The sequence below is a fragment of the Streptomyces sp. NPDC036815 genome (assembly GCF_055609205.1).
Genome location: NZ_JBVJPW010000013.1, coordinates 199,802 through 213,400 on the forward strand (window position 1 = coordinate 199,802; position 13,599 = coordinate 213,400).

10 protein-coding genes are annotated in these 13,599 nt (G+C 71.5%); 1 reads left to right on the plus strand and 9 read right to left on the minus strand.

Features of this window, described 5'->3' with window-relative positions:
* Window positions 1-2 precede the first annotated feature (2 nt).
* On the minus strand, window positions 3-1,124 hold the full coding sequence (locus ACZ69I_RS25655; RefSeq protein WP_470834875.1) for a serine hydrolase domain-containing protein: 1,122 nt from the start codon (window positions 1,122-1,124) through the stop codon (window positions 3-5).
* Between the two features lie 308 nt (window positions 1,125-1,432).
* On the opposite strand from ACZ69I_RS25655, the gene ACZ69I_RS25660 reads away from it, so the two are divergent.
* Window positions 1,433-2,569, plus strand: coding sequence for a PQQ-dependent sugar dehydrogenase (locus tag ACZ69I_RS25660; protein ID WP_470834876.1), 1,137 nt, complete (start codon window positions 1,433-1,435; stop codon window positions 2,567-2,569).
* 91 nt (window positions 2,570-2,660) lie between these two features.
* Here the strand turns inward: ACZ69I_RS25660 and ACZ69I_RS25665 are convergent, their stop codons facing one another.
* The 8 genes from ACZ69I_RS25665 to ACZ69I_RS25700 form a co-directional block, all read right to left on the minus strand.
* Window positions 2,661-4,127 (minus strand): APC family permease, encoded by a 1,467-nt coding sequence (locus ACZ69I_RS25665; protein WP_467679700.1) that lies wholly within the window; start codon window positions 4,125-4,127, stop codon window positions 2,661-2,663.
* Window positions 4,124-5,692: a GMC family oxidoreductase gene (locus tag ACZ69I_RS25670; RefSeq protein WP_467679702.1), complete on the minus strand. Its 1,569-nt coding sequence runs from the start codon at window positions 5,690-5,692 to the stop codon at window positions 4,124-4,126. Before ACZ69I_RS25670 ends, ACZ69I_RS25665 begins: the two co-directional genes overlap by 4 nt.
* A gap of 29 nt (window positions 5,693-5,721) precedes the next feature.
* Window positions 5,722-7,188, minus strand: a complete 1,467-nt coding sequence (locus ACZ69I_RS25675; protein ID WP_467679704.1) for an aldehyde dehydrogenase family protein — start codon at window positions 7,186-7,188, stop codon at window positions 5,722-5,724.
* A 374-nt stretch (window positions 7,189-7,562) separates the two neighbouring features.
* Entirely contained in the window at window positions 7,563-8,723 is a 1,161-nt protein-coding gene (locus tag ACZ69I_RS25680; protein ID WP_467679706.1) for a baeRF2 domain-containing protein, read from the minus strand.
* Window positions 8,724-8,835: 112 nt separating this feature from the next.
* On the minus strand, window positions 8,836-9,369 hold the full coding sequence (locus ACZ69I_RS25685) for a GNAT family N-acetyltransferase (protein WP_467679708.1): 534 nt from the start codon (window positions 9,367-9,369) through the stop codon (window positions 8,836-8,838).
* A gap of 59 nt (window positions 9,370-9,428) precedes the next feature.
* Entirely contained in the window at window positions 9,429-11,660 is a 2,232-nt protein-coding gene (gene glgB, locus ACZ69I_RS25690; RefSeq protein WP_470834893.1) for a 1,4-alpha-glucan branching enzyme, read from the minus strand.
* 195 nt (window positions 11,661-11,855) lie between these two features.
* Entirely contained in the window at window positions 11,856-13,196 is a 1,341-nt protein-coding gene (locus ACZ69I_RS25695) for a maltokinase N-terminal cap-like domain-containing protein (RefSeq protein WP_470834879.1), read from the minus strand.
* A 13-nt stretch (window positions 13,197-13,209) separates the two neighbouring features.
* A partial coding sequence (locus ACZ69I_RS25700; protein ID WP_470834881.1) for an alpha-glucosidase C-terminal domain-containing protein occupies window positions 13,210-13,599 on the minus strand: 390 nt, incomplete at its 5' end.

Consider the following 13,599-nt stretch of genomic DNA (forward strand, 5'->3'; position numbering starts at 1 on the left):
GCTCAGCCCTTGCCGCAGAACTCCGCCTCGAAGACGTCGTCGTAGAGCTTGCCGTCCTCAAACCAGTCGCCGTTGAGGTGGAAGGTCAGGGTGTGCTTGCCGTCCGCCGTGGTCGCCGTGCTGGTCAGGGAGCCCCAGACGATGCCGTCGTGACCGTGGACACGCACTCCGCACGACAGCGTGCGGACGATCAGCCCGGCTCCGTAGGCGAAGGTCGTCCCCGTCTCGACCGTGTCCAGAAGCTCCTTCTGCTGGGCGGGCGGCAGGAGTTGCCCCTTCAGGAGGGCGCTGTAGTAGCGGTTGAGGTCGCCCGTGGTACTGATGACCTCGCCGGTCGCACCGGACCACGCCGGGTTGTACTCCGTGGCGTCGTAGATCTCGGGGCCGGGATGCGCCGCGTACAGCTTGGAATAGCCGATCGCGTGGGGCGCGGGCATCTTCGGGTCGGTGCCGGGGAAGGTGGTCTCGCGCAGTTTCAGGCGCTTGATGATGCGCCGCTCGGCCTCGTGGGCGTAGGAGTTGCCCGTGACCTTCTCGATGATCATGCCCGCGAGCACGAAGTTGGTGTTGGAGTAGTTCCAGCCGGTGCCGGGCTCGAAGTCGGGCTTGTACGTGAGGGCCAGGTCGACGATCTGCCGGGGCGTCCAGGCGTCGTAGCGGTGGGCCAGGAAGCCCGGGCCGTTCATGTGCTCGCGCCACTCCGGAGTGGACACCATGTCGTGCACGCCGCTGGTGTGGTTCAGGAGTTGACGTACCGCCACCTTGGTGCCGTCGTAGCCGTTGACCTTCAGGACGCCGGGCAGCCAGCGCTCGACGGAGTCGTCCAGGCTGAGCTTCTTCTCGGCCTCCAGCTGCAGAAGCACCACGGAGACGAGGGACTTGGTGTTGCTGCCCGCGCGCAGATGGTCCGCGGCGGTCCGCTTGCGCCCGGTCGCGGTGTCGGCGTGGCCCGCGGATCCGAACCACTTGCCCCGCGGCCCGCTCACCTCGGCGGCCACGCCCGGTATGCCGGACCGCTCCAGCGCGTCCAGGGCTCGCTGGGTGGCGCCGTGTTCGCCGGGCGCCTCGGCCGCGGTTCCGGTACCGGCGGCGCCGGTGAGCGCCAGCGCGGCGCCGAGAGTCACGGCAAGACTCCGGAGGACGTTGCGTTCTCTGCGAGATGCGCGAAAGGACATGCGGTTCCCAACCCCCAAGCGGCAAAGCATGATCATTTGACGCAGGCAGTGTACGGAGATCCGGGGCCGAGGCTGAACTGGCGCAGATGCATGGCGCCTTGGTCTACGCCAATCAGGCCTGTCCCAGTATTCTCATCCGCAGCCAGTAGCACGCCATCCCCCCACCCAGGTTGCGCGCCGGCGCGGGCGACACCCCTTCCCCCCTGCCCCCAGCAGCCGGGTGACCTCCCCCATTCGCCGCCTCCAGGAGGATCACGGTGAAAGTTCGCACCAGAAGCTCGGCGATCATCGGCTCCCTCTGCCTGATCGCCTCCCTCGCCCTGACCACGGCCTCCGCCGACGAGCCCGCGGCCTCACGCCAGGAACCGAAGGTCACGCTCAGCCAGGTGGCCATGGCCCAGAACCCGATCGCCGGTACCACGGGTCCCGGCGGCACGGTCTGGATAGCCGAACGAGCCGGAACCGTCAGGCTGTTGGGCAAGCAGGGGCTCAGCGAGCCCGTGCTCGACATCACCGGCGAGACCACCACCGACGGCGAACGCGGCCTGCTGGGCATCGCGTTCGACAAGAAGTACGCGCACTTCTACATCTCGTTCACGAACCTCGAAGGCACCAGCACCATCGACGAGTTCGCCGTACGGGGCGGCAAGATCCAGCCGAAGACCCGGCGCACCGTACTCACCCAGACGCAGCCCTACTCCAACCACAACGGCGGCGACATCAGGTTCGGCCCCGACGGCTACCTCTACATCGCGCTCGGCGACGGCGGCTCGGGCGGCGACCCGCACGGCAACGGGCAGAACCTCGACACCCTGCTCGGCAAGTTGCTGCGCATCGACCCGCGCGGCGGCAAGCCGTACGCGATCCCGAAGGACAACCCCTTCGTGGGCAACCCCAGGGCGAGGGGCGAGATCTGGGCGTACGGGCTGCGCAACCCGTGGCGGTTCTCCTTCGACGCGGGCACGGGCGACCTGCTGATCGGCGACGTCGGCCAGAGCTCCTGGCAGGAGATCGACTGGGCGCCCGCGAGGAGCCGGGGCGGTGAGAACTACGGCTGGTCCCGGATGGAGGGCACCCACCCCTTCCGCGAGGGCACCGAGCCCGCGAACCACGTGCCTCCGGTCCACGAGTACGACCGCACAGGACTCGGCTGCTCGGTGACCGGCGGATACGTCTACCGGGGCAGGGCGATCCCGGCCCTTCGGGGCCAGTATCTGTTCAGCGACTACTGCGACGGCACCGTCCGCGCCCTGCGGATGAAGCACGGCAAGGTGACCGGCGTGAGCGATCTCGGCGTCAACGGCGGCGAGGTCATCTCGTTCGTGCAGGGCCGCGGCGGCGAGCTGTACGTGCTCGACATCGGCGGCGTCATCTCCCGCATCGACCCGGCGTGACGATTTCGCCATGCCCTGAGGCAGTTCTCCTTTCTCCGGCCGATCGCGGCCGCGGACGACGCTCCGCGGCCGTTCGCCGGGGCGAGCCCGGTCACCCCTCGTCCGGCACCGCGTTCCCCGAAGGCGCGTCGCCGCGGCCGTAGTGGTGGGTGGTGAACATGTACACGAGGCCCGCGCCCACCACGACGCCGCCGCTGAGCAGCACGATCCAGTTGTCGTACCAGGGGACGTCGGGGGTGCGGGGCCAGGCGATGTTGACGATGGCGAAGATCCCGTAGGCCAGCGCGCCGATGTTGACCGCCAGGCCCCACCGGCCGAGGCGGTACTCGCCGCTCGGCTTCCAGCCCTTGAGGCGGGCCCGCAGTGCGGCGAGGACGACCATCTGGAAGGCGGCGTAGATGCCGAGGATCGCGAAGGAGACGATCTTGGTCAGGGCGTCCGCCGAGATCAGCGAGCCGAAGGCGATCAGCGTCGGCAGGACCGCGGCGACAAGGAGCGCGTACGGCGGCACCGCGCGGGCCTCGGAGAACTTCCGCAGCATCCGGTGGCCGATGATCATCTCGTCCCGGGCGTACGAGTAGATCAGTCGGCCCGCGGCGGCCTGAAGGCTGATCGTGCAGGACAGGAAGGAGATGAGGACGACGGCCATCACGGTCCGCGCGCCCGCCTCGCCGAGGGCGTCGAAGAGGACCCGGACCACCGGGTCGGGGTCCTCGCCGGAGATGACCGCCTTGTAGTCGACGACCGCGAGCAGCAGCGTCAGACAGGTGAACGTCGCCGCGATCCCGCCGACGTAGATGGTGCGGCGCATCGCCTTGGGGATCACCTTGCCGGGGTGCTTGACCTCTTCGGCGACGTCTCCGCAGGCCTCGAAGCCGTAGTACTGGTAGAAGCCGATGATCGCCGCGCCGAGGAAGACGGGCAGGTAGGAGCTGTCGCCGGCCGCGCCGTAGTCGTCGAAGAGGACGCCGAGGCCGTGGAAGCGGTGCGTGGTCAGCAGGATGATGCCGACGACGATCGCGCCGAGCAGCTCCGCGCCGAAGCCGATCAGGGCCGCCCACGAAAGGGCCTTGGTGCCCGCGTAGTTGATGAGCACGGCGATGACGATCAACGCGACCGTGCACAGCACGGTGGTGTGCACGGTGGGGCGGAAACCGAGCAGGATGGCGATGTAGGGCCCCGCTCCGTACGCGACGCTCGTGATCGTGACGAGCAGCGCCCACATGTAGACCCAGCCCGTCATCCACGCCCAGCGCTTGCCCCAGAGCCGCCTGGCCCACGGGTAGACACCGCCCGCGACCGGATACTGCGCGACGACCTCGCCGAAGACCAGCGCGACGAGGAACTGGCCGCAGCCCGCCATGACGAAGGCCCAGATCATCGGGGGGCCGCCGTCGGCGAGAGCCGTACCGAAGAGGGTGTACGTGCTCACCACCGGCGAGAGGTAGGTGAACCCGAGGGCGAAGTTCGCCCAGGGCCCCATCTCCTTGCGGAACTCCGATTCCTGTTCGCCCGGCGCGGCGTCCGCGGTGCCGTCCGGTGTGCCGGGAACGGTCACTGGTTGCCCCCTTCCGTGCCCACGGGCCCGGGGCCCGGCCGGGCGGTGATGAGATCGGCCGCGCGCTCGGCGGCGAGCAGCACCGTGACCATCGGGTTGATGGACGGCATGGTGGGGAAGATGGACGCGTCCACGATGCGCAGGCCGTCGTGTCCGCGCAGCCGCAGCTGCGGGTCGACCACCGCCATCGGGTCGTCCTCGGCGCCCATCCGGCAGGTGCCCGCCGGGTGGTAGACGGTGTGCGCGGCGCGGCGGCCGTACTCCGACAGGTCCTCGTCCGACTGTACGTCCGGCCCCGGCGCCACCTCGCGCAGCAGCCAGTCGCTGAACGGGGCGGTGGCCGCCACCTCACGGGCGATGCGCAGACCGTCGACGATCGTGCGCTCGTCGTGGCCCTCCGGATCGGTGAAGTAGCGGAAGTCCAGGGCGGGTTTGACGGTCGGGTCCGCGCTGCGCAGCCACATGCGGCCGACGGAGCGGGCGCGCGGCACGTTCGGTGTCATGCAGACGCCGTGCTCGGGCACCGGGTAGCCGAGGCGTTCCGTATTGACGGTGAACGGCACTTGGTAGAAGTGGAACATCAGGTCGGGGCGCGGGCCGCCCGCCGCGTCGCGGCGCAGGAAGAGACCGGCGTCGGAGTCCATGGCGGAGTTGGGCGGCAGCGGACCGCTGGTCTCCCACACGATCACCGACTCCGGGTGGTCGAGCAGGTTCTCGCCGACCCCGGGCAGATCGGCGCGGACCTCGATGCCCAGGTCGCGCAGTTGCTCGGCGGGCCCGATGCCGGAGAGCAGGAGCAGCCGCGGCGTGTCGATGGCCCCGGCGCACAGCAGCACCTCCGCCTCGGCCTCCAGAATCGACACCGAGCCGTCGGGGTTGCGGACCTCCACACGGGTGAACCGGCCCTCGCTGTCGGGCAACAGCCGGTAGGCCCACGTCTCCAGACGCAGCGTCAGGTTCGGGCGGTTCATGATGGGGTGGAGATAGGCGACCGACGCGGACGAGCGCTTGTTGGTCTCCGGGTCGTACGCGAGGGAGAAGAAACCGGCGCCGTCGGTGAAGGGGCGGGCGTTGAAGTCCTCGACGACCGGGACGCCGAGGCAGGTGGTCGCCGCCGTCACGAAGTCCTCGGCGATGGCGTTGCGGTCGGCGGCGCCGACGGGGACGATGTTGTTCTGCAGCCGTGTCCGGTACGGCAGGATCGTCTCGGGGCCCCAGCCCTCGCAGCCGCTCGCCACCCACTCGTCGAGGTCCTGCGGGAACGGCAGGAAGCTGATCAGGGTGTTGTGCGAGGAGCAGCCGCCGAGCACGCGGGCCCGGGAGTGCAGGATGTGGGAGTTGCCGCGCGGCTGCTCCTCGGTGGTGTAGCCGTAGTCGAACTCGGAGCCGAGCAGGTTGATCCAGTTGCGCAGGCGCAGGATGCGGTCGTCGCCGACGTCGCTAGGTCCGCCCTCCACCACGCACACCCGGCAGGCCGGGTCCTCGCTCAGCCGGGCGGCCAGTACGGAGCCCGCCGTACCGCCGCCGATGATCAAATAGTCGTAGGTCGTCGTCTCGTCGGCCATGCCGTCGCCCTCTCTCTCGCCCTGCCCGCTCAGCCCTTGAACCAGCCGCCGAGAGCCGGCCTCAGGTTCTGGTAGATGTGCTTGGCCTCCTGGTACTCGCGCAGGCCGGTGGGTCCGAGCTCCCGGCCGAAGCCGGAGCGGCCGAAGCCGCCCCACTCCGCCTGCGGCACGTAGGGGTGGAAGTCGTTGATCCAGACCGTGCCGTGGCGCAGCGCGGCCGCGACGCGCTGGGCGCGGCTCGCGTCGTTGGTCCAGACGCCGCCGGCCAGGCCGTACCGCGTGTCGTTGGCGAGCTCCACGGCCTCTTCCTCGGTACGGAAACGTTCCACCGTGACCACCGGGCCGAAGACCTCCTCCTGGACGATGCGCATCGAGCGGTCGCAGTCGGCGTAGACGGTGGGCAGCAGGAAGAAGCCGCGCGACAGTTCCGGGTCCTCGGGGCGGCGGCCGCCGCAGACGAGGCGGGCGCCCTCCTCGGCGGCGATCTCCAGGTAGCTCTCGACCTTCTCCCGGTGCTCGGCGGAGCTGAGCGGCCCGCTCTCGGTCGCCGCGTCGAGCCCGCTGCCGAGCCGGATGGTGCTCGCGCGGGCGGCGAGGCGCTCCACGAACCGGTCGTGCAGGGAGTCCTCGACGAGGAGCCGGGAGCCCGCCGAACAGACCTGGCCCGAGTGCAGGAACGATGCCTCCAGGGCGTGGTCGACGGCGGCGTCGAAGTCGCAGTCGGCGAAGACCACGTTGGGGTTCTTGCCGCCGAGCTCCAGGGCGAGGTTCTTCACGCCCGGTGCGCCCGCCTCCATGATCCGGCGCCCGGTGGCCAGGCCGCCGGTGAAGGAGACCAGGTCCACCTCGGGGTGGGCGGACATGGCCGCGCCCACCGTGCCGCCCGGGCCGAGCACGAGGTTGGCGACCCCGGCCGGGGCGCCCGCCTCGGCGATGAGCCGCATCATGTGGATCGTGGAGAGCGGGGTGATCTCGCTGGGCTTGAGCACGAAGGTGTTGCCCGCGGCCAGGGCCGGGGCGACCTTCCAGGAGGCCTGCAGCAGCGGGTAGTTCCACGGCGCGATGAGCGCGCAGACCCCGACGGGGTGGTAGGTGACCCGGCTGAGCACGTCGGGGCCGACGTCCACGACCCGGCCGCCGTCCTTGTCGGCGATCTCGCCGAAGTAGCGGAAGGCGTTCGAGACGTCCTCGACGTCGATCCGCGCCTCCGCGAGCGTCTTGCCGGTGTCCAGGGACTCGACGTGGGCGATCTCCTCCTGGTCCCGCAGCAGGAACCGCGCCACTCTGAGCAGCACGTCGGCGCGCTCCCGGGTGGGTGCGCCCGGCCACTCACCCCGGTCGAAGGCGCGCCGAGCGGCCTGTACGGCGAGATCGACGTCCGCCTCGTCGCCCTCGTCGACCGGCTGGACGACGGAGGCGTCGTACGGATTGATCACGTCCCGCCGCGCGCCTCGGACGGCTCCGGTCCACTCCCCGTCGACGAACAGTTCCGGCATCGTGGGCTCCCTCGCTCTCGTACCTGTCCGGTGCCGAGGTCACCCACCGGCACGTACGCCGCGCACCAACATCGTCCGATCGGCGCGCACCGGCCATGGGGACGCACCGGTCGGGCGAGGGTTGGGGGCAGATGTGACCTGGTTGGGCTAGGACCGGGCCTTCCCCGAGAGCCGTGGGCGTCCGTTCGCACACACGCGCGCCCCGACGGTCCGGACGGGACCGTCGGGGCGGGTACGTGCTCAGGGCCTGCCGCGCCGCCGCCTCTCATCTCACCGCGGGCCGATGGGCGGTGGCAGCCGTGGCGCGGCCCAACGACGCCTGGGGCAAAGCTGGTTGCTGTGGGCGGGCGTTCCCTGCCGTCCGGCGGCGCCTCCTAGTACGTCCAGCGCAGCAGGGCGCCGAGGCCGCCCGCCGGGAGATCGGTGTCCGCCGCTTCGTGGCGCCCCGGGCCGTCGGACGCGGGCTCCTCGGGGACCGGGACGATCCGTACGTCGGCTCCTGTCATCGCGGCCGACCGCAGGAGCGCGTCGTCCGCGCGGACGGACACCGGGTCGGTCCCGCCGAGCGTCTGCGCGTCGTTGCGGCGCACCGCGGCCTGGTCGGGCTCGGGGCCCACCCAGACCTCGCGGTTCAGATCCGGCCCGTCGGGCCGGACCAGCAGCGTGTCGATGCGGTGCTCGCGGGCGGCCGCCACCACGGCCGGGACGCCCTCGACCGCGTCCGTCGGCCTGTCGGTGCCCACGCGTCCGGCGCGGAACCGCTCAAGGGCCTCTTCGGCGCGGCGGTCGGCGTGCTGGTGGCGGGCTTGCGCGATGGCTTCCTCCAGGGCCGGGGAGGCGGATCCGGCGGCCCGGCCGCCGTGCTCGGTCTCCACGGTCACGTCGCGGACGGCGTCGGGGAGCTTCGCGTGCACCGCGGGACGTTCGCGGGGGTCGCCCACGAGGACCACCAGCTCGGCACCGGACTTCTCGTACGCCGCGGTCAGCGCCTCGGCGATCTCGCCCGCGTTGTGCTCCCACGTGTTCTCCACCTTGAGCTGGAAGCTCCGCTCGGACCAGTCCCCGGAGGCGGTGCGGTGGACCGGCCGCTGCCTGCCCTCCACTCCCCCGGCGTCCTGCGGCCCGGCCGCGCACCGGAGCTCGAAGTCCGCGCCGGTGCGGTCGATGTACGCCACGAGACAGGCCGGGTCCTGCCCGGCCAGCTCCAGCAGGGGCGTCAGGCGGGGCAGCGGGGCCCAGGACGCGATCTGGCCCTGCGGCGGTCGCGAGAGACGGTGGCCGAGCACCACCTCCCCGCCGGTGGCGAAGACCACGCGGCCGGCCGGGAACTCCGCGGCGGGCGTGCGGGTCAGGACGTCGCCGACCGCCTCCGTCGTGGCGGCGTCCGCGCCCTGCTCCGTCAGCGTCCGGCACACTTCCCGTACGGACAGTTCACGCCGTTTGACGCCCGCCTCGTCGTTCTGGCCGGGGTCGAGGTAGACCGTGGCCCACGGGCCGGGACGGTCGAAGAGTGGTCCCAGGAACGACAGCTGCATGCTTCCTCCTCGTTCATCCCAGTTGATCCGGGTTCACCCCGGTTCGAGGGGCGCGTACCCGAATGATCGCGGGCAAACACGCGAGGAGGATTCCGCCTTTCACCGTGTGCGGTCAGGCTTGGTACTCGGTGAGGTCGATGGCGTGGACACGCAGCGCATAGCCGTACACCGGGTGCGTCGTCTCGCGTTCCGGTGCCATGCCGAGCTTGCGGATGACGTTCTCCGAGGCCTGGTTGTCCAGCCGGTCGACGCTGATGACGCGGTCGAGGCCGCGGTCCTGGAGGGCGAACTCCAGGGTGGCCTGAGCGGCCTCGGAGGCGTACCCCTGGCCCCAGAACTGGGAGCCGAGCCGCCAGCTGATCGCCACCTCGGACGCCACCTCCGGAAGGAACTCGGGCACGGACAGACCCGTGAAGCCGGCCAGTTCGCCGGAGGCCAGGAGCTCGACGGCGAAGAGGCCGAAGCCCTCGTCGTCCCACTCCTCCTCCCAGCGCTCGATCTCCTCCGCCGTGCGCTCCAGGTCGTGCACCGAGCCGTCGTCGATCCAGTGCATGACGCGGGGGTCCGCGTTGATCTCCGCCATCGGCGCGAGGTCGTCGTCGTGCCAGCGGCGCAGGAGGAGGCGGGGCGTGCGGATCTCGGTCATGTGCCCATCCTGCCGAAAGCGGGCGCCTCAGTGGTAATCAGACCGGTGGTGGCCTGCGCTCATGGCGTCCGGCCGGCCGGGCGCAGCCACAGGGTGGCCAGGGGCGGCAGAGTCACGCTCAGGCGGGCAGGGCCGTCCCCGTCCGCTGCGGGCTCGGGCTTCAGCGGGCCGGGGTTGCCGACGCCACCGCCGCCGTACCGGGCCGCGTCGGTGTTGAGGATCTCCTCCCAGGCGCCGGACGGGTCCGGCACGGTCAGCGGGTAGTCGTGGCGGACCACCGGGGAGAAGTTGCACACGGCGAGGAGCGGGTCGCCGTCCTTGGCCCGGCGCAGGAACGCCACGACGTTGTCCTGCGCCGCGTCCACCACGACCCACGAGAACCCCGCCGGGGTCGTGTCCTGCTCCCACAGAGCGGGCGCGGCCAGGTAGCGGTGGTTCAGGTCCCGCACCAGCTCCCGCACACCGTGGTGGTCGGACCACGCCGGCCAGGCCTCGTCCAGCAGCCCCCAGTCCAGCCCGTGCTCCTGCGACCACTCGGCGCCCTGCGCGAACTCCTGCCCCATGAAGAGCAGTTGCTTGCCGGGGTGCGCCCACATGTAGGCGAGGTAGGCGCGGTGGTCGGCGCGCTGCTGCCACCAGTCACCGGGCATCTTCGACACCAGCGAGCGCTTGCCGTGCACGACCTCGTCGTGCGAGACCGGCAGGAGGTAGTTCTCGCTGTACGCGTAGACCATGGCGAAGGTCAGGTCCGAGTGGTGGTACTGGCGGTGCACGGGCTCGTGCCCCATGTACTCCAGAGAGTCGTGCGACCAGCCCATGTTCCACTTCAGGCCGAAGCCGAGGCCGCCGAAGCCGCCCGGACCCGTCTCGTGGGTGGCCCGGGTGACGCCGTCCCACGCGGTCGACTCCTCCGCGATGGTGACCACCCCGGGGCAGCGGCGATAGACCGTGGCGTTCATCTCCTGGAGGAAGGCGACGGCGTCCTCGTTCTCCCGCCCGCCGTGGGCGTTGGGCGCCCACCGGCCCTCTTCGCGGGAGTAGTCGAGGTAGAGCATCGAGGCGACGGCGTCCACCCGCAGCCCGTCGACGTGGAACTCCTCGCACCAGTACGTGGCGTTGGCGACGAGGAAGTTGCGGACCTCCTTGCGGCCGTAGTCGAAGGTGAGCGTCCCCCAGTCGGGGTGTTCCGCGCGGCGCGGGTCCGCCGGTTCGTAGAGGTGCTCCCCGTCGAACGCGGCGAGCGCCCAGTCGTCGCGCGGGAAGTGCGCGGGCACCCAGTCCATGAGGACACCGATCCCCGCCCGGTGGAACGCGTCGACGAGGTGCCTGAAGTCGTCGGACGTGCCGAGGCGGGCCGTCGGGGCGTAGAAGCCGGTGACCTGGTAGCCCCAGGAGCCGCCGAAGGGGTGCTCGGCGACCGGCATCAGCTCCACGTGGGTGAAGCCCAAGTCCGCCACGTACGCCGGTAGTTGCTCGGCCAGCTGTCGGTAGGACAGCCCCGGGCGCCAGGACGCCAGGTGCACCTCGTAGACCGAGAACGGCGCCTCGTGCACGGGCACGTCGCCGCGGCGCCGCATCCACTCCTCGTCCCGCCACTCGTACCGCGAGACCTCGACGACCGAGGCGGTCGCGGGCGGCACCTCGGTACGGCGGGCCATCGGGTCCGCGCGCACGGTGTGGGTGCCGTCGGGGCGCGTGATGTCGAACTTGTAGCGGGCGCCCTCGTCGATCCCGGGCACGAACAGCTCCCACACGCCGGTCGAGCCGAGGGAGCGCATGGGGTGGGCGACGCCGTTCCAATGGCAGAAGTCGCCGGTCACCCGCACTCCCCTGGCGTTGGGCGCCCAGACCGTGAAACGGGTGCCCCGCGTGCCCTGGTGGGTCATCGGGTGCGCCCCGAGCGCCTGCCACAGCTGCTCGTGGCGGCCCTCGCCGATGAGGTGCAGATCGAGTTCGCCCAGCGCGGGCAGGAAGCGGTAGGGGTCGTGCAGCTCGGTCTCCCGGCCTTCGTACGTCACGCGCAGCTCGTACGCGGGCAGGGGCTCCCCGTCGGACACGGCGGCGCCCGGGGTGAGGGGGAGGACTCCGGAGTGGAACCCGTCGCCCACGTCGTTCAGCCGCACGCTCCGCCCGTCGACGACGACCCGCACCGCTTCGGCGTACGGGCGCAGGACCACGAAGGCGATGCCGCCGGGCACCGGGTGGGCGCCGAGGACGGCGTGCGGATCGTGGTGCGTGCCGGACAGGAGACGGTGGCGGTCCTCCGCGTCGAGCGGCGCCTCGGGCGGCAGAGCGCTGTCGGCGGGGCGCGAGCGGGGACGCTCGAGGAGGGCGGCCGCGGGATCGGGAGCGGACGTGTCGATGCTGGCCACGGAAGAGCTCTCCTCTGATGGGTGGATCGGTGAAGGTGAGTGGACCGGTGAAGGGGCGGGCGCGTTGCCGCGGTCTTGCAGGAACGTTTCAGCAGTAGCGGCCGAGGGCGTGGGCTAGGGGCCCTCCGCGAGCCGGGCGAGCGCCGCCATGGGCACCGGCAGCCACTCGGGGCGGTGCCTGGCCTCGTACAGCGCCTCGTACACCGCCCGGTCCGTCTCGTGGGCGCGCAGCAGCGCGGGCTCCGCGCGCGGATCCCAGGCCGCCGCGGCGGCGTAGCCCGCGCAGTACGCCTCCCGGCAGCTCCGCGCCCACTGCGGCTGCCAGGGCCGCTCGGAGTGGGCCGCGTAGTCGAACGAGCGGAGCATGCCCGCGATGTCGCGTACGGGAGCCTGGAGCTGTCGGCGTTCGGTGAGCGGCCTGGCCGGTTCGCCCTCGAAGTCGATGACGAACCACCGCTGTCCGGCCCGCAGCACCTGGCCCAGGTGCAGGTCGCCGTGGATCCGCTGGTCCGGCCGCTCCTGGCCGCCCGCGGCGACGGCGTCGTAGGCCGCGCGCAGCCTGGGCACGTACGGAGCGAGTGCGGGAACCTGGCCCGCGGCGGCCTCCAGGCGTTCGGTCATCGCGGCGGCGAGTTCCGCCCCGGCGCGGCGGTCGGGCGCCTGGGGCGGGAAGACCTGGGCGAGTGCCAGGTGCACCTCGGCGGTGGCCCGCCCGAGTTCGTACGACTCGGCGGTGAAGTCGTGGCCCGCCGCGAGGGACTGCAGCGCCAGCGTCCAGCCGTCCGTCGCGTCGCGCAGGAAGGGCTGCAGGACGCCCAGGGTGGTGCGGCGCGGCTGCGTGGTGCCGAACCAGGCCACGGGTGCGGGCACGCGTGCGCAGCCCGCGCCGGACAGCGCCCACGGGACCTCCAGGTCCGGGTTGGTGCCGTACTGGATGCGGCGGAAGAGCTTCAGGATGAAGCGGTTGCCGTACACCAGCGAGGTGTTGGACTGCTCGCCGTCGAGCAGCCGGGGGGTGAGCCCGGCGGGCACCACGGTCCGCGCGTCGCACTCGAAGCGCAGGGGGCCCGCCTCGCCCGGAGTCCGCAGCCGTTCCATGAGCAGCCCCGCCGACCGGGGGTCCAGCAGGGCGTCGTACACGCTGAGTCCCGCGAGCGGGCCCGCGGTCGGCCTGCCGATGACCGCGTGGTGGAGCCTCGGCGGCAGCTCCTGACGAATGCCGAGCACGAGTTGGTAGCAGTGCGGCGAGGTGCCGGCGTGACGGGTGCTGATCAACAGGTGCAGGCATCCCGGGTGCAGCGTGGTCATCGACACGACGGAGAGGTCCGTGATGGGCCACCCCTTGGCCGCGAACCACCGCTGCTTCGGGAGCCACTCCCGAAGGAGTCCGGCCAGCGACCTCAGCACCAGGGGTGGGCTGAGGCTGTCGGGCGAGAGCTGTGCGGTCTCGAGCATGCGGCACGTCCCTTCAGAGGCGTACGGCGGGAGCCACCGGACGGGGCGGGGGGAGGTGGTCGCGCAGGCGGAACCAGTAGAAGCCGTGGCCCGCGAGGGTGAGGAGGTAAGGGAGTTCCCCGATGGCCGGGAACCGCACGCCGCCGATGAGTTCGACGGGGTGGCGTCCGTCGAAGGCCTGGAGGTCGAGTTCGGTGGGCTGGGCGAAGCGGGAGAAGTTGTGGACGCAGAGGACCACGTCGTCCCCGTCCTCCTCGGTCGCGGGGGCCTCGCGCAGGAAGGCGAGGACGGCGGGGTTGGAGGAGGGGAGTTCGGTGTAGGAGCCGAGGCCGAAGGCGGGGTTCTGTTTGCGGATCTCGATCATGCGGCGCGTCCAGTGCAGCAGCGAGGACGGGGAGGACAT

Bases quoted from the DNA above. Each gene is read 5' to 3' on its own strand.
- ACZ69I_RS25675 (WP_467679704.1), bottom strand. From the start codon at position 7,188: ATGCCGGAACTGTTCGTCGACGGGGAGTGGACCGGAGCCGTCCGAGGC.
- ACZ69I_RS25680 (WP_467679706.1), bottom strand. From the start codon at position 8,723: ATGCAGCTGTCGTTCCTGGGACCACTCTTCGACCGTCCCGGCCCGTGG.
- ACZ69I_RS25695 (WP_470834879.1), bottom strand. From the start codon at position 13,196: ATGCTCGAGACCGCACAGCTCTCGCCCGACAGCCTCAGCCCACCCCTG.
- ACZ69I_RS25670 (WP_467679702.1), bottom strand. From the start codon at position 5,692: ATGGCCGACGAGACGACGACCTACGACTATTTGATCATCGGCGGCGGT.
- ACZ69I_RS25685 (WP_467679708.1), bottom strand. From the start codon at position 9,369: ATGACCGAGATCCGCACGCCCCGCCTCCTCCTGCGCCGCTGGCACGAC.